Origin of the sequence: Pseudonocardia sp. P1 (assembly GCF_000178675.2) — a bacterium.
Lineage (GTDB): Bacteria > Actinomycetota > Actinomycetes > Mycobacteriales > Pseudonocardiaceae > Pseudonocardia.
On sequence record NZ_ADUJ02000002.1, the window covers coordinates 231,331 to 251,147 of the forward strand.

General features: G+C 68.7%; 16 protein-coding genes and 1 pseudogene. 10 read left to right on the forward strand and 7 right to left on the reverse strand.

Annotated elements, in window-relative coordinates:
• Positions 1 to 96: 96 nt before the first annotated feature.
• Positions 97 to 390: a hypothetical protein gene (locus tag PP1_RS30510; RefSeq protein WP_010226596.1), complete on the forward strand. Its 294-nt coding sequence runs from the start codon at positions 97 to 99 to the stop codon at positions 388 to 390.
• A gap of 168 nt (positions 391 to 558) precedes the next feature.
• Positions 559 to 1,290, forward strand: a complete 732-nt coding sequence (locus tag PP1_RS30515) for a hypothetical protein (protein ID WP_139324245.1) — start codon at positions 559 to 561, stop codon at positions 1,288 to 1,290.
• A gap of 600 nt (positions 1,291 to 1,890) precedes the next feature.
• Here the strand turns inward: PP1_RS30515 and PP1_RS30520 are convergent.
• The 3 genes from PP1_RS30520 to PP1_RS30530 form a co-directional block, all read right to left on the reverse strand.
• Complete coding sequence (locus tag PP1_RS30520; protein WP_139324244.1) at positions 1,891 to 2,244, reverse strand: hypothetical protein; 354 nt, start codon at positions 2,242 to 2,244, stop codon at positions 1,891 to 1,893.
• Between the two features lie 119 nt (positions 2,245 to 2,363).
• Entirely contained in the window at positions 2,364 to 3,029 is a 666-nt protein-coding gene (locus tag PP1_RS30525; RefSeq protein WP_139324243.1) for a hypothetical protein, read from the reverse strand.
• Between the two features lie 310 nt (positions 3,030 to 3,339).
• Entirely contained in the window at positions 3,340 to 3,609 is a 270-nt protein-coding gene (locus tag PP1_RS30530; protein ID WP_010226604.1) for a hypothetical protein, read from the reverse strand.
• Between the two features lie 176 nt (positions 3,610 to 3,785).
• Between PP1_RS30530 and PP1_RS30535 the strand changes: the two genes are divergently transcribed.
• The 5 genes and pseudogenes from PP1_RS30535 to PP1_RS30555 all read left to right on the forward strand — a co-directional run bounded on the left by PP1_RS30535 (position 3,786) and on the right by PP1_RS30555 (position 12,808).
• Positions 3,786 to 4,352 carry a hypothetical protein gene (locus PP1_RS30535; RefSeq protein ID WP_010226606.1) on the forward strand — a complete coding sequence of 189 codons (567 nt, stop codon included), beginning with the start codon at positions 3,786 to 3,788 and terminating at the stop codon, positions 4,350 to 4,352.
• A gap of 968 nt (positions 4,353 to 5,320) precedes the next feature.
• Entirely contained in the window at positions 5,321 to 6,736 is a 1,416-nt protein-coding gene (locus tag PP1_RS30540; protein WP_157178934.1) for an MFS transporter, read from the forward strand.
• A 17-nt stretch (positions 6,737 to 6,753) separates the two neighbouring features.
• Positions 6,754 to 8,214 (forward strand): class I adenylate-forming enzyme family protein, encoded by a 1,461-nt coding sequence (locus tag PP1_RS30545; RefSeq protein WP_010226610.1) that lies wholly within the window; start codon positions 6,754 to 6,756, stop codon positions 8,212 to 8,214.
• A 1,240-nt stretch (positions 8,215 to 9,454) separates the two neighbouring features.
• Positions 9,455 to 9,667 (forward strand): annotated as a pseudogene (locus tag PP1_RS30550) (DUF4158 domain-containing protein); the annotation flags it as partial.
• Between the two features lie 105 nt (positions 9,668 to 9,772).
• A complete protein-coding gene (locus PP1_RS30555) occupies positions 9,773 to 12,808 on the forward strand; it encodes a Tn3 family transposase (protein ID WP_010234902.1) in 3,036 nt (1,011 codons plus the stop codon).
• Positions 12,809 to 12,900: 92 nt separating this feature from the next.
• On the opposite strand, the gene PP1_RS30560 is transcribed toward PP1_RS30555, so the two are convergent.
• Positions 12,901 to 13,203, reverse strand: coding sequence for a hypothetical protein (locus PP1_RS30560; protein WP_139324241.1), 303 nt, complete (start codon positions 13,201 to 13,203; stop codon positions 12,901 to 12,903).
• A gap of 133 nt (positions 13,204 to 13,336) precedes the next feature.
• Positions 13,337 to 14,224 (reverse strand): MurR/RpiR family transcriptional regulator, encoded by an 888-nt coding sequence (locus PP1_RS30565; protein WP_010234896.1) that lies wholly within the window; start codon positions 14,222 to 14,224, stop codon positions 13,337 to 13,339.
• A gap of 129 nt (positions 14,225 to 14,353) precedes the next feature.
• On the opposite strand from PP1_RS30565, the gene PP1_RS30570 reads away from it, so the two are divergent.
• The 3 genes from PP1_RS30570 (at position 14,354) to PP1_RS30580 (ending at position 17,736) form a co-directional block, all read left to right on the forward strand.
• Positions 14,354 to 15,541 (forward strand): cobalamin-independent methionine synthase II family protein, encoded by a 1,188-nt coding sequence (locus PP1_RS30570; RefSeq protein ID WP_050802454.1) that lies wholly within the window; start codon positions 14,354 to 14,356, stop codon positions 15,539 to 15,541.
• Entirely contained in the window at positions 15,538 to 16,386 is an 849-nt protein-coding gene (locus PP1_RS30575) for a YmdB family metallophosphoesterase (protein ID WP_010234891.1), read from the forward strand. Before PP1_RS30570 ends, PP1_RS30575 begins: the two co-directional genes overlap by 4 nt.
• A 78-nt stretch (positions 16,387 to 16,464) precedes the next feature.
• Positions 16,465 to 17,736: an MFS transporter gene (locus PP1_RS30580; protein WP_010234888.1), complete on the forward strand. Its 1,272-nt coding sequence runs from the start codon at positions 16,465 to 16,467 to the stop codon at positions 17,734 to 17,736.
• A gap of 52 nt (positions 17,737 to 17,788) precedes the next feature.
• On the opposite strand, the gene PP1_RS30585 is transcribed toward PP1_RS30580, so the two are convergent.
• Together PP1_RS30585 and PP1_RS30590 are read right to left on the reverse strand one after the other, a co-directional pair.
• Positions 17,789 to 18,571, reverse strand: coding sequence for a class I SAM-dependent methyltransferase (locus PP1_RS30585; protein ID WP_170918957.1), 783 nt, complete (start codon positions 18,569 to 18,571; stop codon positions 17,789 to 17,791).
• Positions 18,572 to 18,587: 16 nt separating this feature from the next.
• Positions 18,588 to 19,277, reverse strand: a complete 690-nt coding sequence (locus tag PP1_RS30590; protein WP_010234882.1) for a class I SAM-dependent methyltransferase — start codon at positions 19,275 to 19,277, stop codon at positions 18,588 to 18,590.
• Positions 19,278 to 19,817: the final 540 nt, after the last annotated feature.

Sequence of the window (19,817 nt, forward strand, 5' to 3'; positions counted from 1 at the left end):
GCTCATCGGGCTGAGGTCGTTGTGATCTCGGGAGGGCTCCCGAAGGCCCGCCCCTACGGTCCGGCAAGATCCACTCGCCCGACCACGGAGACGATCATGAACCTGTTCCGCTCGCTGTCCGTCAGCACCCTCGCCGCGGCCGCCGCGCTCACGGCCGGCCTCCTGGCGGCGCCCGTGGCGATTGCCGCACCGGCGCCGGTCTACACCACGTATCAGGACTGCAACGGCGCCGGTCTGGCGCAGGTCGCCGCGGCCGGTGGCACCAACAGCGGGCTGAGCTTCTACTGCGAGAAGATCTACACCGTGCCCGGCGGAGTCGCCGGCTGCCCGGCCACTGCCTCCGACGGCTGCATCGGCGAGTACTACGTCCTGCACACTCGCAACGTCTGACCGCCACCAGCGGCGCGGGCGCTGGGGCCGCCATCGGTTGATCATCGGCCGCCCGTGCCGCGACAGGTCCCTCGCCAAGCGTCATGGCCGCGGTGACGTGATCGGATCCGTATCCCGATCTCCAGGGGGGGGTTGACACAATGTCTAGTGGCACGGAACGCTTCCGGTATGCCACCTGCAGAGCAGTCCACTCAGCCGCTGCTCTCGTTGAGTCTGTCGCTGCATCTCGACCCCCCGACGGTCGATGACCTCACAGAGCTCGTCGACGGTATTGCCCGTCGGTTCGACCCCGATGCCGGCCGCCCCATGAGCAGTTGGTCAACCGATTCTCCGCGCAGTTGGATCAGCCTCACGCTGCCTTACCGGGTTCCGGTCGACCGAGCGTCCTGGTCATTGGCCGATCTGCTCGCTGAACTCACCGAGGCTGCCCGGCGCGAGCTCGGTCGACGCGGCCGACACGGCTCGGTCGCCGGGGTCGAAGCCCTGACGATGGGCGAGGTCGACCGACGTATCCGTGAGCGTCCAGGGCCACCCGACGTCGTCGGCATCGATGAGTGTCGCGAGATCCTCGGGTATCCGAAGAAGCCGATCAGTCGAGCGCGGTTCTATCAACTCGCCGAGCGCGACGGGTTCCCGTCCGCGCTGGTGCGGGGGGTCTACTACCGGGCATCCATGGAGCAGTACGCCGCCGATAGACGAAGCGATCATCCTCGCCGCCTCCGACCGGAGGGGCACCGACCGCAATGTAGTACGTGCGGGCACATCGCATGGGAGCACGGGGAACAGGACGGGCAACCACGCGATGGCTCACCGTGTCGCTCCGCCGTACCTCAGGTGCTCGGTCCTCGTGAGATCCGCATCTGCGATTGCCCGACCGGCTTCGTCGCAACCGCGGGGTGAACCTCGGATGCGCGCGGAGGGTCACCGTCATCGAGCCACGCCGTAAGGGTTGACCCGGGACGGGCCTGGCGCAGCGTCGTCCGTGGTCATCGCTCCATGCTGCCCGTGCCCGGGTCGGGCTCATCCGGACTGTCAGGACCCAGTCCGCCGGTACTTTGCCCGTCGTGGCTACACACGTGGGTCGGGTACCGGCCGCCGCCGCGACCAGCCGGCGCGTGTGGTTCTGCATCGGGTACCGAGACGTCGGTTGTGCGGCCCTACTCGACGACCTGCCCGTCGCGCAGCACGGCGACCCGGTGCGCGAGCAGCTCGACAACCGACAAGCCGTCGCTGACGAACAGGCAAGTTCATCGACGCTGCGCCTGTAGTTCAGGCCGAGCGCCATCGTCTGGACCGATACGTCCAGCGCCGAGGTCGGCTCACCGGCAACGACCAGCCGCGGAGACAGCGCCTGTGCTCGGGCGATGCGCACGCGCTGTCTGCAGCGTCGCGCGTTGGGGGTGCCGCAATAGGTAGGGCGACGCGCTGGCTCAGCTGCCCGCCGGGCCGAGCCGCGAGAGCGAGGGTGATCGTCGGCCGCGCGACGGCTCGTGCGGCTCGTTACTGGCCGGGAGTGCGGGTGTGCGGTCCGCCGGGAGTGAACAGGTCACCGGCGGCGTAGAGCCCGGCGGCGCGCAACTCAGCACGACGCTCGCGCTGGTAGCGGCGTCGGGCCGAACCCATCCAGTGCGCCCCCCACACCAGCAGCCAGAACCCGCCCGTGGAGAGGGACAGGACAAAGTGGAGCAGGTGCGGGAACCGTGGCTGGCCGTGCGCGATCTGGGCTTCGGCACGGGCGTTGTGCCCGAACTCGGTCCACAGCGACACCATCGGCGCCCGGTCGTCGTTGCGCAGTACCCGGGACATCTCGGCGTCCACTGCTCGCTTCTGGCGGCCTGTCAGGCGGGCGTCCATGGCGGCGTTCTCCTCGGTCAGTCAGGGAATGGTGTCGCTCCCTCCCATCGCGGCCGGATGGTGGGCGTTATCGAGCGTCGGGTCGGCCTCGTCAGAACTGCCTACCTCGCCCACGTGGCCTAGACGTGTGTCGGGCTCGGGAAGGCGTCGGTGACGTCGTTGACCTCCTCGGCGGTGAGCACCGTCCACAGGTCGACGTTGTGGTCGGCCGACACGACCTCGGTGCCCTTCCCGAAGCTGGCGGGGAGCCCCGTGACCGGTCCGATCGCCGTGTGGCCGTATAGGGCGAGGAGGCGTCGCTCGGCTTCGACGACGGCCTCCAGGTGGGTGCACAGGACGAGCCGTGCGGTGCAGCCGCTGCCGAGGTGGGTGCGGACCCGGTTGCGGTCGCCGACGCCGTACTTGAGCAGCGTGCCGAGCTGCGGGTGCGCGAACTCGACGAGGTAGAGCAGGTAGGGGTCCCGGGCGCGAGCCCGGTGGGTTCGCGAGTCCGGTGGCGGAGGGCAGTGTGCGCACTCGGTGAGCCCGCCCATGCTCTGCACTGTGCCGCAGGCGTTGTGGCGGCCCCATGTGCCGTGGGAGTCGCGGCGCCCGTCGTAGCCGCCCCACGGCAGGCCCGCGACGTCGGTGGCTAGCAGCGTCCAGCCTGGTCGCTCGTGAGTCCGCAGCTCGAGTTGGACGGTGCCTTCGGTTAGCAGCACATGGGCCTCGTCGTCGGTGATCCACTCGTCGGGACCGAGCTCGAAGGCCTCGCGGACGGAGCGGATCTGGTGTGCGGTGCTCATCGCTGGAGAGCAGACGAACCCGTGCGACTCGACGATCTCAGGCCTGGTGCGGTGGTCCAGGCAGATGTGGCAGCGGGTGCGCCACCCGGGCCGGCAGGCGCGGGTCGATCCGCACCCGCACCGCCAGATCTCGATGTCGGACTGGCTGTGGGTGAGCGTCATCTGGTCAGCCACGACGTCCGCGCATGGACGACACAGTGGTGCCCAGGCGACGGCGACGAAGCCGCGTCGGCTCTGGCCCAGTCCGACCCCGCAGTTTGCGCAGCGCCGCACCTTCGGGCCTGCGGGAGCGGCTCGGCCCGGTCGCGCGTCAGCCACCGGCCGGGGCGATGATCGACAGCGCGATGAACCCGACATTGAGCAGCGCGGCGAGGCCGGTCGTGACTGTGGCGGCGGTGCGGTGGCTTCCCGGTGCGCCGGTGCGAGCCGCCACGGTCAGGCCGATGGAGATCACGAGTGCGACGACAGGGACGACCCCGAGCCCGGCCCGCCAGTAGAGAGTGGTCACGATCGCGAGGAGGCCGACGGTCCAGGCGGTGATGGCCAGCGTCGGGGTCTGCTTGGCGGGGGTGTAGGTCATGCTCCACCAGTCGTCGCAGCGCGCTACTCGTTACGACGCAGCGCGTGGAGCGGGTTGCACTCATCAGAACTGTTGAGCCTGATCAGAGGCAGGTAACCCGCCATCCAGCCCCGCGATAGTCCGGGCAGGAGACACCCTCGCTAAGGCCCGATCCGTTACCCGCCCGAAGGCTGCCCATGAACACGATCACCCGCACCCTGGCCGGTCTCGTCATCGGCGTCTCCGCCGTCGCCGGAACCGTGGCCGGGATTGTCACGCCGACCGCGGCCACCGCGGACAGTGTCATCGCCCAGGCACCGACCTCGAGGATCGCGGGCGCGGGGAGCGCGGTGTCGGTCGTTCCGGCGGAGCGCGGCGTGTCTGCAGAGGCTGTCGCGGCCGCGGCCCAGGCGGTGACGGCCGCCGAGGAGGCCAGGACGGCGGCCGCGACGGAACAGGCCCGGGAGGCCGAGGCGGCCGAGCAGTCACCGGCCCTCACGTGCGAGCCGCACGCGGCTGCCCGGCTAGTCGGCAACCTGATCGTGAACAAGGCCTGCCCTGAACTGAACGCCGCCAAGGAGCAGGCCCAGCGGGAGTACACCCAGCAGCAGCCGTGGTCGGGAAACCCTGGCCCTCCCAGTGAGGCCACGCAGCGGCAGCGGATCGCTGACGGGCTCGCACCAGTCGGTGGTGGCTACGCGCCTGATTCGGCGGAGTACAACACATGCGTGAGGAACCCGGTCGCCTCGGTCTGTGGCGGGTAGGCCCGATCGCGCTGCCCTGCAGGTTCGTCGTGGGCGGGACGCAGAGGGCGTGAGCAATGGAGTTCCAGCCCGGCCACCGAGAACGATGAGGCCGTGTGCGGCGCCCCGAACACGGCACTTTCGGTAGGTGGGTCATGGGACGCCTTGAGCTGAGCTGATCGGCGCCACTCGAGCGCGCAGGAGCGAGACGTCGCCGCAGATTCAACTCGCTGCGGTGCATCTGTCATAATTCTGATTATCGGTTCGAAACCGTGGTGCATCCGTCGTGAGTCGATGTTCGCAACAGTTCATTGGTGGGCGGCATGCTTCTAACCGCATATCTCCAACCGTGCGTGACCCCGTGCTCAGCTTCTCGCGTGTCCGCTGGATTCTGCGCGAGGCTTCGGCTCGATCGTCCGACGGCGCGGTGCCCCCAGCGGCCGCGGCGTTCTGTCGAGATGTGACACGGCGACCAAGGATCGCGAGCACGGCCCCTCAGGTTGTAGGCCTGCTCGAGAGTCGAGTCTTAGTCGCGCCTGGGCCGGAGCCGGCCTGTCTCTTCGGGTGCGTCGTGCTTGCGCCCCCAGTGATGCAGAGCGGTGCATGCGATCCCATCCCCCGTGCCCGGTCGGTCTCAGCGCCGCAAGCAAATGATCGCATCCCAGCGACTGTATGTGGCACGGCTCCGAGGCGGATCCAAGCACTCGAAATCACCTCCGGTACTACCAACCAAGCGACTGGTTGTTTGGTACTTGCAAGGACGACGCTGCTGGTGTTAGCTCGAAGTTGTCGCCGGACGCGGCTAGCTTCGCGAGCTGTTCGACTGATCGTTTGGGCTGTTCCAGGATGGACGGCGTCGATGGTCGACGCCGGCGAGCGGGACGAGGTACCTCACTGCGACGACCTCTGAGTGCTGGCCACCTCCGGCTGGCCGGCGGACGCGATCGCGCTCGGCTGACCGATATGACGAACGCTACGAGGGGGTAGTGGTGGACGGTGAGATCCGAGCAGGTATCGAGGGCAGCGAATCGCAGTCCTCGGCTGCCGCGGATGTCAAGACGCGTAGACGGAGGGTTGTTGTCGGCGCGAGTGTCGGCAGTGCGATCGAGTACTACGACTTCAGCGTTTACGCCTTCCTCGCGAGCACGCTCAGCGTGGTGTTCTTTCCTGGGGAGAGCCAGACGGCGGGCCTGCTGTACACCTTCGCGGTGTTCGCGGTGGCGTTCGTCCTCCGGCCTGTCGGGGGGATCCTCATCGGACACCTCGCGGACCGCTATGGGCGCCGTCCGGCCCTGGCCACCGCCGTCATCGGGATGGCAGTGCCCACTGCTCTGATCGGCGTGCTCCCTGGATACGCGGCGATCGGCGTTGCGGCGCCGATAATGCTGGTGTTGCTTCGGGTGATCCAGGGGCTCGCCGCGGGCGGTGAAGTCGGTGGTGCCAGCGTCTACGTCGCCGAGGCTGCCCCGGCCGAGCGCCGTGGCCTCTACGGCAGCACAACCCAGATCGGCGTCTACGTGGGCACCGCACTGGGGCCGTTGGTTGTGGGGCTGCTCCGGCTGGGACTGACCCCGGAGCAGATGACCGCGTGGGGGTGGCGGATACCCTTCCTCGTCTCTGTGCCGCTGAGTCTCGCCGCGATCTTGTACCGGCGCCGACTCGAGGAGTCGAGCGACTTCACACGCGCGGCGTCGAAGTCCGCGATCTCGCGGATGCCCGCGGTCGAGATGCTTCGGTCCCACCCGGCCGCAGTGGTGCGCACGACGGCTCTCAACCTGGTGGCCTTTGGCGGCTACTACCTGACGTTCACCTACATGGCCACCTACCTTCCCCAACAGGGACTGGTGAGCACGGCTTCGGCTGGGTGGGCGGTGTTGATGTGCTTGGTGTTCGCCGCGTTCGGACTCCCCGCCTGGGCTGCGGTGTCGGACCGGATCGGGCGCAGGCCGATCTTCATCGGTGTGTGCTTGGGCTTCCTGGTTCTGCCTTATCCGCTCTTCCTGCTGATGAGTACGTCCTTTTTGGGGGCGGTAGTCGCCTTACTCGTGCTCGGGCAACTCCAGGCGGCCATCAACGGTGCCCAGTCCGCGACGTTCAGTGAGATGTTCCCGCCCCACATCCGCACCAGCGGTGTGGCACTTGGGTTCAATATCGCCTCGCTGCTCGCGGGTGGTGTTTCGCCGTACCTTGCCACCTGGCTGATCGACCGGACGGGGGATGCCCGCTCGCCCGCCTACTACTTGATGTTTCTCGCGGTTGTGTCCCTCGTGTTCGCAGTCACGATGAGGGAGACGGCGGGCAAGCCCTTGCCGCAAGCCGAGCTCCCGGCCTCCCCCGTGGTCTGCGACGAGGCCACGGACGAGACCGCAGGATCAGACCGACGCGAGGGGATCGACCCGCGATGAACCGTGCTCTTCCGCTCATGGACTGGGCGACCTCCCAGCCCCGCCGGCCCGCCGTGGTGGCTGACGGGCGGACCTACTCCTACCGTGAGCTCGCCGACGCCGTGCTTGTCGCTGCGGCACGACTCGCCGACCGGGTGGGTCCGGGGACGCGCGTCGGGCTATACCTCGACAGCACTCCAGAGTTCGTGATCTACGAATACGCGGTGTTCCATCTCGGGGGCGTGGTAGTCCCGATCAATCGGGCCGCCCGCGCGAACGAGGTTGACGACAGCGCCGATCAGCTCGACCTCGAGCTCGTTGTAGTGGACGGCCCGCTGTCTCTCGACAACACCGCCGTCGTCCAGGCTGGTTCGGAGGGAGTCGCCGCTGCCGCCGCGCCGCGGCCTGCCCGTCGGGCCCCAGACGACCATGCCATGATTCTGCAGACATCGGGCTCCACTGGAAGGCCCAAGGGCGTCGCCCTGTCATTCCGCAACCTGACAGCCAACTATGACGCCACGCCTCGATGGCTGGGCGTCGGACGAGACGATCGGATCCTGCTGGCTCTGCCGTTGTTCAACACCTACGCCCTCAACCAGGGCGTCAATCTGGCTATGAATACAGGTGCCACGCTCCGCCTCGTACGGCGTTTCGGGGTGGAGGCGATGGCCCGGGCGCTGGAGGAGTTTCGGCCGACCTTTTTGCCCCTAGTCCCCACCATGCTGACACGACTGGCGGATGCCGGTGTACGCCACGATGAACCGCTGACGCTCAACATTGGGGCGTCCGCGTCTCCGTCGCGGCTCGCCGCGGACGCCTGGCAGGTGTTTCCGCAGGCCACTCTATTGTTTGGCTACGGGCTGACCGAGGCCACCGCAATTGTCACCATGAACCGTGTCGGTACAGTAGCCGAGAACAATGGGGACTACAGCTCCGCGGGTCGCGCGGTCAACGGCGTGGAGGTCCGTGTCGACTCTATCGATACGACAGGCCGCGGCGAGGTACTCGTCCGCGGCGATTCGGTGTTCGCAGGCTATGTCGGGACGGCGGACCTAGCGCCGGTGGAGAACGGATGGCTGCGTACCGGCGACATCGGCGTCTTAATGGACGGGGTGCTCACCATCGTCGACCGCAAGCGCGACCTGATCATCCGCGGCGGCCAGAACATCTATCCTGGCGAACTGGAGCGAGCGTTGACCCAGCACGACGCCGTTTTGGAGGCCGCGGTCGTTGGGATTCCGGACTCAGACCTCGGCGAGGTTCCGACCGCGTTCGTCGTCCTCCGGAGCGGGGCCGAGGCGGATCCCACAGCGCTGCTCGAGTGGCTCACCGAGCGGGTCGCCGGCTTCAAGGTCCCGGCGGCAGTCACCGTGATCGAGGCAATGCCGAAGACTCCCACCGGAAAGATCCAGAAGCGAAGCCTTCTCGACGGCATCCCGATGTACGGAGACCGCTGCACGTCGCCGCGCTCGTCGTCGGCACCCTGTTCAGCCGACTGACCGACTTGTCGACTGGCACCAACCGTCACCTGAGGTCTCCCCCTGGCGCGCAGCGACACGCTACCGAGCCGGCTGCAGCCTTGCTCTTCACCTGTTAACAGGCTCGACCGATGGTCGTTACCACTGAGATCTACCTCGAGACGGCGCCGTCCTGGGTAGGGCCGCGAGCCCGGGCGCAGTCCTCCATGGCCTAGGACGCCGGTCCCGTCGGCGACCGCCCGCAGAGCGGATGTCCACGCACTGGCCGTAGAGCTGCCCCGGCAGCAGCGTTCGGTGACCGCGGCGCGGATCTGGCCGACGTCCAGAATGCCGTCGCGCTCGCCGCGACAGGAATCTGTCATTGGCCAGATGCGCCGACCAGCGGGCGCATCTGTGAGGATCGAATGCGGGTAGCCCTGGGAGGGTTCTGCCAGGGCCTGCGCCGGCAGCGGCGAGTGGCTCGCGGCATATCTGGCCGACTTCGGACGTGCCTCGAAAATGACATGCCCTCCACACCGTCGGCATCGGTCCCGAGCATCGGGTGGCTTGATCAGGAGCCTCGCCGCATACGCGTGCCCCGTCACAGATCCGCCCGGTCGGTGCTTCTCCGTGGGCTGCCCGCTCTACGAGGGAGCAGGCACCGACCGCCAACGACACCACTCACCTCCGATCGCGTCGTCGACGCCGTCGTCGGTGTAGACACCCACCGCGACACTCACACCGCCGCATTGACCGATCGGATCAGGTCCCACCTCGGCACCATGGTCGTCACTGCCGACGCCGCCGGCTACCGGCAGCTGATGGCCTGGGTCGTTCAGCACGCACCCGAGTCTCGGCGGCTCTGGGCGATGCCATGGACGCACTGCACGCGACTCGCTCCGCATTGACCGTCGAGCGGATGATCGAGGACGACATCCAGCTGCTGGTCGAGGAGCACGTCCCCGAGCTTCTGGCCCAATCCGCAGTTGGAACCGTGACTGCCGCACAGATCTGGATCAGCTGGTCGCACGGCGGACGGAGCCGCTCCGAGGTCGCCTCGGCCGCGTGCGCCGGAGCCAGCCCGCTCGGGCGACTGCGATCACGCCACCGCGGACCTCGGCCGGGGAGGGCTTGGGCGCGTCGTCGATCCTTCCAGCGAGGACCTCCTCCCCGGCTCAGGGGGTCACCGTAGTAGTCGCCGAAGATCGGGCGGATATAGCTGAGTAGCCTCCTGAGCTGCGGATGGTGGTTGCGCGGGGGAGGTTCGCGGTTGGCGACGCAGGTGTTCTCCGACGAGGAGCTGGAGCGGCTGCGGGGGTTCCCGGAGATCGGCCGGGAGGAGTTGTTCCGGTTCTTCACGCTGGCGCCGGCGGATGTCGCGTTCGTCGACCCGGGCCGGGGCCGCGGACCGGCGGACCGGTTGGGCTTGTCGGTGGCGTTGTGCACGTTGCCGTGGCTGGGGTTCGTGCCCGACGACGTCGCCGCCGCGCCTCCAGGGGTGTCGTTAAGGACGGTGTCACCAGGGGCGAAGTAGCCCGGTGATGATCACACGCTATCGTGCGTTCTTGCTGGTCGGGGCCGGTTTTGGGTGGAGGCGTGTGTGGCCCGGGTCCTGGAGCTCGACGAGCTGGTCGAGCACTTCACGTTGCTGCCCGACGAGGTGGCGTTGCTGCGCAACAAGTTCGGCGCGACCCGGCTGGGGTTCGCGCTGTTGTTGAAGTTCTTCGTGCGCGCGGGCCGGTTCCCGTCGGGCCGCTCGGAGCTGGGCGATCAGGTGGTGGAGTTCGTCGCCGGCCAGGTTGGGGTCCCGGCCTCGGAGCTGGGGTTCTACGACTGGTCAGGCCGCACGATCAAGGCACATCGTGCCGAGGTGCGCCGGGTGCTGGGGTTCCGGGAATGCTCGGTGGATGACGCCGAGAAGCTCACCGACTGGTTGACCGAGCAGGTCGCGTCGGCCGAGCGGCGCCCGGAACTGGTGCGTGAGGCGTTGATCGGGCGCTGCCGGGACGAGCGGGTCGAGCCGCCGGCGCCGGCGCGGGTCGGGCGGATCGTCGCCGCGGCGTTGTACCGGGCGGAGGAGGGACTGTTCGACCGCGTCGCGAGCCGGCTGTCCGCGGTGGAGACCGCCCGGGTGCGCAGGCTGGCAGCGGTGGCCGAGTTGGACGACACCGACACCGACACCGACACCGACCCCGGCCTCGACACCGCCGCCGAGCTGGGTACGCAGCCGGGCGCACACGAGCCGGACGGCGGCGACACCGCGGGTCTGGTGGGTTCGGAGCTGCTCGGGCTGATCCGCAGCGAGCCGGGCGCAGTGAGCTTGGAGAGCATGCTCACCGAGATCGACAAGCTGACCGCGATCCGCCAGGTCGGGCTCCCGGAGGGACTGTTCGACGACGTCGCCCCGAAGATCCTGGCCGGATGGCGCGCCCAGGCGATGATGGAGTCCCCGTCGCATCTGCGCGCGCACCGCCCTGAGAAGACGGTGACGCTGCTGGCCGCGCTGTTGCACACCCGCCACCGGGAAGTCACCGACGCACTGGTGGACCTACTGATCGCCACGGTGCACCGCATCGGGGCGCGAGCCGAGCGGAAAGTGACCGAGGAGCTGGTGAACGCGTTCAAGCGGGTCACCGGCAAGGAGAACATCTTGTTCTCGATCGCCGACGCGGCCCTGGCACACCCCGACGAGGCGGTCCGTGAGGTCGTGTTCCCGGCGGTGTCGGGTGGGGAGCAGACGCTGCGCGAGCTGGTCCACGAGTACAAGACCAAGGGGCCGGTGTATCAGCGCACGGTTCGGACGACGTTGCGCGCCTCGTACACCAACCACTACCGGCGCGGCCTGATCCGGCTGCTCGACGTGTTGGAGTTCCGCTCGTCGAACACCCACCGCCCGGTGCTGGACGCACTGGAGCTGATCGGGCGTCATGCGGTGTCGGGGAACCGCTCCTACTACCCGACCGACGAGACTGTCCCACTGCACGCGGGGCTGGGCGGGGACTGGGAGCCGCTGGTGTGGCGCGCCGACACCCGCGGACGGCGCCGGGCTGTGCGCATGGCGTATGAGATCGCCACCTTCCAGGTGCTGCGCGAGCGGCTTCGATGCAAGGACATCTGGGTCGCCGGCGCCGCGCGGTGGCGCAATCCCGACGCCGACCTCCCTGCCGACTTCGACCTCCACCGGGTCGAGCACTACCGGGAACTGCGCAAGCCCCTGGACCCGACCGCGTTCATCGACGAGGTCCGCGACGAGCTGACCGACGAGCTCGATGGTCTTGACGAGGCGTTGCCTGGCCTGGGCTGGCTGGAGGTGGCCGAGCGGGCGTCCGGAGCGATCCGGCTGACCCCGCTCGACGCGGTCCCGGAGCCGACCGGGTTGCGCAGGCTCAAGGCCGAGGTGGCGCGGCGGTGGGGCGCCGTGCCGCTGGTGGACATGCTCAAGGAAACCGTCCTGCGCACCGGCTGCCTCACCTCGGTCACCGGCCGCACCGGCCGCACCGGGATCTCGCCGGAGGTGCTGGCCGAGCGGCTGGTCCTGGCCATCTACGGGTACGGCACGAACACCGGGCTACGCGCCGTTGCCGCCGGGCGACACCCGCACAGCGAGGAGGATCTACGCTACGTGCGCCGCCGCTATCTCAACCTCGACGCTGCGCGGGAGATCGCGGTCGCGATCGCTGATGCGACCTTCCGCGCCCGCCGCGAGGCGATCTGGGGTGGCGGGTCGACCACCGTGGCCTCAGATTCCACCCACGTCGCGGCGCTGGACCAAAATCTGCTCACTCAGTGGCACTCCCGCTACGGCGGCCGCGGGGTGTTGATCTACTGGCACGTCGAGCGGGACTCGATGGCCGTGCACTCCCAGCTGATCTCCTGCACCGCCAGCGAGGTCGCCGCGATGGTCGAGGGCGCTGTCCGACACGGCACCACCATGCAGGTCGAGGGCAACTACGTGGACTCCCACGGCCAGTCCGAGATCGGGTTCGGCGTGACGCGCCTGCTGGGGTTCGAGCTGCTGCCGCGCATCAAGCAGATCAACCGGGTCCGCCTCTATCGGGCCGGGCCGGGCCAGACCGAGCGGCACCCGCGGCTGGCGCCGGCGATGACCCGCCCGATCCGCTGGGACCTCGTCGCCCAGCAGTACGACCAGATGATCAAGTACGCGACCGCGATCCGCACCGGGACAGCGTCGACGGAGGCGATCCTGCGCCGGTTCACCCGGGCGGCATCGCACCCGACCTACCAGGCGATGCTGGAGCTCGGACGCGCCCAGAAGACCATCTTCGTCGCCCGCTACCTGCGCTCGCGGGAGCTGCAGCGCGAGATCAACGCCGGGCTCAACGTGGTCGAGTCGTGGAACCGAGCGAACTCGGTGATCGCCTACGGTAAGGGCGGCGGCCTGGCCACCAACCGGCGCGACGAGCAGGAGATGATCGTGGCTTGCCTGCGGATCCTGCAGGCCGCACTGGTCTACGTGAACACCCTGATGCTGCAGGACGTCCTCGACGACCCCGACTGGGCCAACACGCTGTCGCCGGCCGACCGGCGCGGCCTGTCCCCGCTGTTCTGGACCCACGTGCTGCCCTACGGCCAGGTCCACCTCGACATGACCGCGCGGCTGCGGCTGCGTACCTGATGACGGCCGCTCACCTCACGCAAGCCGCACTTGGCAGCGCTGGTCACACCAAGACATCCCGCTACCTTCGTGCCAAGGCTGCCTGATTCCGCTCAGTGTTGAGACACGACTCGCAGTCCGCTTCCGTCATCGAGTAGACCGGCGGAGGTGCTGTAGCCGGCTGTGGTCAGCAGGTGGCGGTAGTGCTGTTCCTCCGCAGCCAGGTCGAGCCCGGGCCCGTCGGAGCAGGCCACGAGAAGCTCCCCGTCAGGGCCGGGCTCGACGACGAAGCCGCCGTGATTCTCGCCGAATTCGGCGTATCCGGCCGCGCGGAGTAGCGCCCGCACCTGCTCGGCCTGTCGGTCCTGCTCGGTTTCTAGCGGCCGCCGACCGCCTCCGCCGTCCTGACTGTTCATGAGCTCGACCATAGGTGACCCGTCCTGACTAGGGGCCTGAATCCGGGAGGAGGGCGGTGGGGTTGTCGGCTGGTCTCTGGAGCCAGGATTACCGGAACTGTCGTCGACACCGTCTGGGCGGCTGATGGTTGGGTTAGACGCGGTGGGCAGCGACGGCGTCGGTGTAGAGCTGTTCGGCCTGCGCGGCCGCGGTGGGGTCGAGGTCGGTGACGAGCGCGACCAGGACGTCGATGACGGCGAGGTGGACCAGGCGGCTGGCGGTGGCCTCGAGGCCGTGGAGCTCGGTGGCGCCGGCGACGATCGCGTGGTTGCAGAGTTCGGTGAACGGCGAGCGGTGGTAGCTGGTGAGCCCGATCGTGCTGGCGCCGGCGTCCCCCGCCGCTCGGAGCGCGGTGAGGGTCTCCTGGGTCTGTCCGGTGTGGCTGATGGCCAGGCAGCAGCCGTCGGTGCCGAGCATGCGGGCCGCCAGGTGCTGCTGGTGCGGGTCGGTCAGCACTTCGGCGTGCACGCCGAGGGTGCGCAGGCGGTGTCCGGCGTCCATGGCGATCGGCGCGGAGGAGCCGACCCCCGCGACGAGCACGCGGGTGGCGCGCCGTAGTTCCTGCGCGACTTGGAGAAGGGTGTGGTGTTCGAGGGTGGCGGGGAGCTGCTCGAGCCCGGTGACCGCTGACCGGAGAACCGTCTCGATGGTGTTCGCTGGGGCTCCACCGGGTTGCTGGCTCGCGGTCGCGTGCGGTGCGGCTTCGGCGGCGAGGCGGAGCTTGAGGTCGTGGAAGCCCTTGAGGTCGATGTCCTGGCAGAAGCGCACGACGCTGCCGACCGAGGTGCCGGTGCGGTCGGCCAGGTCGGTGACGGTCAGGCCCACGACCTCGGCGGGAGCTGCGAGGACGGCGTCACCGATGCGGGCGGCGGTGGGTGAGAGGCTGGGCCGTAGTGACCGGATCCGGGTGGTGATCGGCCCGACCAGCTTGGGTTCGGGGCGGTGATCGAGCGCGGCTCGGGTCGTCACGGGGCGGGCCATGCCACCACCTTAAGCCAGCTAGAACCCTACATTTCGCAAGTTCCATGTGTTGTGGACGGAAGTTCCATCCATCGTTCAGGTTCCATACGATCTACGTTTCCGGCGCGGGCCTAGCTTCTGGTACTTGTGATGACGAGCAGCGCAGAAGGCGTTCTGACCACCCATACGGGCAGCCTGCCGCGCCCGAGCGAGCTGGCCGAGTTGATGGTCGCGCGCGAGACCGGCACCGCGAACGAAGAGTCGTTGGCTCGGCTTCCGGGGCTGATCCGGGACGCGACCCAGCAGGTCGTGGCGCGCCAGGGCGAGATCGGGATCGATGTCGGCAGTGACGGCGAGCAGGGCAAGATCGGATACGCGACATATGTGAAGGAGCGGATGTCGGGCTTCGACGGCGAAGCCGGAGCGCTCTCGCTGGCCGACCTCGACGACTACCCCGAGATCACCGCGCAGGCTCTCGACGGGCTGGTGACCGCGACACCGTCGTGCACCGGGCCTGTGCGCTACACCGGCGGCGAGGACCTGGCCCAGGAGCTCAAGGAGCTCCGTGCGGCGGTGGACTCGGCCGGCGACGGTGCGCCGTCGGAGGTGGTGGTGACCGCGGCGTCGCCGGGGGTGATCGCGATCTATCTCGCCGATCAGCACTACGGCTCGCACGAGGCCTATCTCGGGGCGCTGGCCGAGGCGATGCGCACCGAGTACGAGGCCATCGTCGCCGCGGGGTTCGTGCTGCAGATCGACTGCCCGGACTTGGCGATGGGCCGCCACGCCCAGTACGCCGACGCCACCGTGGCCGAGTTCCGCCGCGCTATCGCCGGGCACATCGAGGCCCTCAACGCCGCCACCGCCGGCATCGATCCGGACCGGATGCGAATGCACCTGTGCTGGGGCAACTACGAGTCCCCGCACCACCGCGACGTCGACCTGGGCGACATCGTCGACATTGTCATGACCGGGCGGCCCCGCGGGGTGCTGATGGAGGCGGCGAACCCTCGCCACGCCCACGAGTGGCAGGTGTTCGAGGACTACTCGCTGCCCGCGGACAAGATCCTCGTCCCGGGAGTGATCGACACCTGCAGCAACTACATCGAGCACCCGCAGCTGGTCGCCGAGCGCATCGTCCGCTACGCCCGCAGCGTCGGGATCGAGCGCGTCATCGCCGGCACCGACTGCGGTTTCTCCACCTTCGCCTCGTTCCTGCCCGTGCACCCTCGGATCGCCTGGGCCAAGCTCGCCTCCCTGGTCGAAGGAGCCCGCCTGGCCACCGAGCAGCTGCGCTCCCCTCGCCGACCGGCGCATGCTGTGGAGCTCAGCGCATGAGCACCACCGAGGCCCGGCCGGAGCCGGGTACCGGGGCGATGCGGGTGCTGTGCGTCGGCGACGTCGTCGGCGAGGAGGCCGCGGGCTGGCTCGCAGGCCGGATCCCGCAGCTGCGTGACGAGCACGGCCTGGACTGGGTCGTGGTCAACGCCGAGAACTGCGCGGTCACCGGCCCGAACCCGATGGACGGGTTCGGCATGACCGTCGAAGTCATCGACCAGCTCCTCGATGCCGGCGTGGACGCGATCACCGGTGGCAACCACTCCTGGGACGGCCCGGACGTCGACAAGATCCTCTCCTACCCGCAGGTCGTGCGACCGCTCAACCTCGACGAGGACCGCGGCCAGGGCCTGCTCACCCTGCGCCGCGGTCAGACGACGCTGACCGTGATGAACCTGCTCTCCCCCACGGCGGAGCTGCCCGGCATGGCTGCGCCGATGCCGAGACCGCTGTGGCCGTCCTGGTGCCAGATCACCGCCGACCACGACCTGCCCGGTGCGGTGGTGATCGACCTGCACGGCGAGTCCCCGTGGGAGAAGGCGTCCTTCGCCGCCGCCATCGATGGACAGGTCGCCGGCGTGGTCGGCACCCACACCCACGATCCGACCCTGCGCGGGCACCTGCTGCCCGGTGGAACCGGGTACGTCGCCGAGCTGGGAATGACCGGCCGGCTCGGACACACCGGCGGCGGTTTCGACCCGATGCACTTCGTCGCGAAGCTACGCGGCGAGGACCACACCGCCCTGCCCGCCTACACCCTCGCCCAAGGCCCACTCGCCCTCGGAGCGGTCGTCCTCCACATCGACGCCACCGGAGCGAGCACCGCGGTCACCCGCATCAGCTGACACGGGCACCCACCAGGAGGACCAATGACCGGCACCCCCGCCGCAGCCTCGCCCGACCAAGGAGCAACGCGGCGGCGGGTGCTGATCTCCTCCACCATCGGCTCGACGATCGAGTGGTACGACTTCTACCTCTACTCCACCGCGGCCGCGCTCGTACTCGGGCCGCTGTTCCTGCCCGCGAGTTCCCCGACCTCGTCGACGCTGGCCGCGTTCGGCACCTACGCCGCCGGGTTCGTCGCCCGCCCGATCGGCGGACTCGTCGCCGGGCACTTCGGCGACCGGATCGGCCGCAAGACCCTGCTCGTGGCCACCGTCGTGCTCATGGGGGCAGCAACGGTCGGGATCGGGCTGCTGCCCACCTACGCCCAGATCGGGATCTGGGCACCGATCCTGCTGATCACGCTGCGGATCCTGCAAGGCCTCGCGGTCGGCGGTGAGTGGGGCGGCGCGGTCCTGCTCGCCGTGGAACACGCCCCACCCGGGCGGCAGGCGTTTTTCGGTAGCTGGCCACAGATGGGCTTCCCCGCCGGCCTGTTCCTCGGCACCGTGGCGTTCAGCGCCGCTGCGACCCTGCCCGATGAGCAGTTCTATGCCTGGGGCTGGCGGCTACCGTTCCTCGTCTCGGTGCTGCTGGTCGGCCTCGGCCTGTTCATCCGGCTCCGCCTCGACGACGGGCCGGCCTTCGCCCATGCCCGGTCCCGTGGGCAGCTCCTCGAAAATCCTCTGCTGGCTGCGCTGCGGCGCTACCCCCGGCGGATCGTCGCGGGCAGCGCCGCAGCGCTCGGGCACGGCACGATCGTCACCCTGTTCACGGTCTGGCTGCTCAGCGTCGCGTCCGGCCCTACCGGGGAGCACCGCAGCACCGCGTTGCTCGCCCTGATGATCGCCGCCGCCGGACAGTGCCTGAGCACCCCGGCGTTCGGGACGCTGTGTGACCGCATCGGCTATCGCTCGGTCATGCTCGCCGGTCTCGCCGCAGCCGCGATCGCGCTGATACCCGGCCTGCTGTGGGTACCCGGCGGCAGCCTGGCCGCCGCCGTGGTGACCTTCCTGCTGGCCATGACCGTCGGACACGGCGCCGTCTATGCCGGGATCGCCGGGCTGCTGGCCACCAGTTTCCCCACCGAGGTCCGGTTCTCCGCGGTCTCGACCACCTACCAGCTCGGCAGCACCGTCTCCAGCTTCGTTCCGCTGGTCGCTGCCGCGCTGGCCACGACCACCGGTGGCTTCGGCGTCATCGCCGCGATCGCGCTGTTCGTCGCGGCCGCGGCGGCCGCCGCGATCGTGGTCCTCGCCCGATCGGTACACAGCACGCAACCGGCGCCGACCGGAGCCGACATGGACACGTGACCGCGCGGGTTCCTATGACGTCCCGCGACCGGATCGCGGCGGCCCCGGCGATCTATCCGGCGACGATGCCTCGGCAGTAGATGACGCCCAGCTCGACGTGGTCGATGTTCTGCTCCCGGATCCAGGCCATGTTCTGCTCCTGCACCCGTTCCGCCGCCGAGGGCTCCAGCTCCATGATCAGGCGCCGGATCCCGGTACCGGTCGCGATCCGCCACCAGTCCTGCGGCGTCTGCAGGGGCAGCGCACTGACCTCGTGCACGACCTCGACCTGCTCGAGGCCAGCGGCTTCGAGATGTGCGCGCATCACCTCGGCGTCCTCGGTGCGATGCCACGGCACGTCGACGTCGAGCCCCGGGTGCTCGGCGAGAGCGGCCTCGATGAACTGCCCGTAGAGCGGGGAGAAGAACTTCGGGCCGAGCGAGGTCACCGCGACCTGCCCGCCCGGACGTACTGCGTCGCGCATCGCCGCGATGCTCGCCCGGACATCGCTGGCGAAGAAGATCCCGAACACGCACGTCGCCGCGTCGAACCGATCGGCGCCGACGTCGAGAGCGTCCATGCTGCCCACCACGAACTCGGCCTGCGATGCACCGGTCTCGGCTGCATGCCCACGCGCCAGCGCGATCATCTCTTCGGCGATGTCGACCCCGAGCACCGTGCCCTGCGCGCCCACTTGCTGCGCGGCGGCCAGCGCAGCGGGGCCAGGCCCACACGCGACGTCCAGAACCGACTGGCCTGCGCTCAGCCCCAAGCGCTGCACCGTCTCAGTGGCCGCGTAGCTCCAGAAGTCCACCGAAGTCGTGTCGTAGTCCACGGCCGCGGTGTTGTAGGTCATCCGCGGGTTGTAGATCTCAAGACTGGTCATCAGAACTCCTCACAACGTCCCACACCACGAAACCGAAGCCGTCCTCGGCGCCGATCTTGGTTCCCGCCCCCTCGAAGCCGAGCGGCCTGATGCGCTCGATCAGCTCCTCGGGCTCCCAGTACTTCTTCACCACGTCGTACTGGCGGCCATCTCTGAGGCGACGCCGCGTCAACGGGATTGATTCGCGTTCGTGAATATGTTCCTCGATGCGCTGCTCCTCGGGGGCGACATCGATGATGATCACATGGCCACGCGGCGCTAAAGCGCCGTCGACAGCACTCCAGAATCGATCGAATCGATCCTCGGGGACGTGTGCGAGCCAGTGCGCGAAGAAGACCGCGTCCCACTCTGTCGGCGGATTCCAGTTGAACAGGTCTGCGTGCACGGTGTTGACGTTGCTCAGGCCGCGATGGGCGATCTGCTCCAGCATCGGCTTCGACCCGTCGAGGGCCGTCACCGTGCTCGCACGGCTGGCCAGCTGCGCTGTCCAGTAGCCTGTCCCGCAAGCCATGTCGAGCACGTGACCATCGAGTGGTAGCTCCGACAGGAGCTTGCTGATCTCCCCTTCGACGGGGCGCATGTAGCGAGTGATCCACCGCTGCCAATCCGCTGCCCGCCCGTCGTAATACTCTTGCTGCCGCAATAAAAGATCGGTGGTGTCCAATACGTCTCCCATCGTGCTGAGTGGATCGGAGAACAGGCCCCAGTGATCGACCGGCTGACGCGGTCGGCGCCTCGAAGTTATAGACTGTCCACCTAGAATTTGCCCTCAGTCAACCTAGTCGCCCGTTTCGGGCAACGACCGCAGTAGTCGATCTTTCTTCTCTCTTATTGCTTCGCTCGAATGGACCTTGCGCCCGCGGGCTGGAGATCGTTTCCGGCTACAGAGAGTGCGAACACCAATGATCAGCAGATCGGCCACGCACCTCACCCTTGCGGGATTGCCCACAATTCAATTGCGCACGTCCGAACGCGACATGCGCAGGAAAGCTGCGCAACTGGCCTGAGACGTCTGCAGCCAGGCGCACGCCAAGATCGCGTTCCAGCCCATGCGCGATGCCCCTCGTCTGCGCGCTCCCGACTCCGTCCTTGAGTGCGCCCTGGCCGCCTGCTGCGGCATCGCCGTGGCCGGCCCCTGATCTGAGGCGTCGTGCTCGACGAGCACCGCCCGACAGCTTCTACCTCGCCGGTGCGCTGATCGGCGTCACCGTGGTTA

What these genes read in the sequence shown, in the direction of transcription:
- PP1_RS30565 (WP_010234896.1), bottom strand. Translation starts at nt 14,224, where the DNA reads ATGGCCCGCCCCGTGACGACCCGAGCCGCGCTCGATCACCGCCCCGAA.
- PP1_RS30570 (WP_050802454.1), top strand. Translation starts at nt 14,354, where the DNA reads ATGACGAGCAGCGCAGAAGGCGTTCTGACCACCCATACGGGCAGCCTG.
- PP1_RS30515 (WP_139324245.1), top strand. Translation starts at nt 559, where the DNA reads ATGCCACCTGCAGAGCAGTCCACTCAGCCGCTGCTCTCGTTGAGTCTG.
- PP1_RS30545 (WP_010226610.1), top strand. Translation starts at nt 6,754, where the DNA reads ATGGACTGGGCGACCTCCCAGCCCCGCCGGCCCGCCGTGGTGGCTGAC.
- PP1_RS30510 (WP_010226596.1), top strand. Translation starts at nt 97, where the DNA reads ATGAACCTGTTCCGCTCGCTGTCCGTCAGCACCCTCGCCGCGGCCGCC.
- PP1_RS30585 (WP_170918957.1), bottom strand. Translation starts at nt 18,571, where the DNA reads ATGACCTACAACACCGCGGCCGTGGACTACGACACGACTTCGGTGGAC.
- PP1_RS30520 (WP_139324244.1), bottom strand. Translation starts at nt 2,244, where the DNA reads ATGGACGCCCGCCTGACAGGCCGCCAGAAGCGAGCAGTGGACGCCGAG.
- PP1_RS30530 (WP_010226604.1), bottom strand. Translation starts at nt 3,609, where the DNA reads ATGACCTACACCCCCGCCAAGCAGACCCCGACGCTGGCCATCACCGCC.
- PP1_RS30525 (WP_139324243.1), bottom strand. Translation starts at nt 3,029, where the DNA reads ATGAGCACCGCACACCAGATCCGCTCCGTCCGCGAGGCCTTCGAGCTC.
- PP1_RS30535 (WP_010226606.1), top strand. Translation starts at nt 3,786, where the DNA reads ATGAACACGATCACCCGCACCCTGGCCGGTCTCGTCATCGGCGTCTCC.
- PP1_RS30560 (WP_139324241.1), bottom strand. Translation starts at nt 13,203, where the DNA reads ATGAACAGTCAGGACGGCGGAGGCGGTCGGCGGCCGCTAGAAACCGAG.
- PP1_RS30575 (WP_010234891.1), top strand. Translation starts at nt 15,538, where the DNA reads ATGAGCACCACCGAGGCCCGGCCGGAGCCGGGTACCGGGGCGATGCGG.
- PP1_RS30590 (WP_010234882.1), bottom strand. Translation starts at nt 19,277, where the DNA reads ATGGGAGACGTATTGGACACCACCGATCTTTTATTGCGGCAGCAAGAG.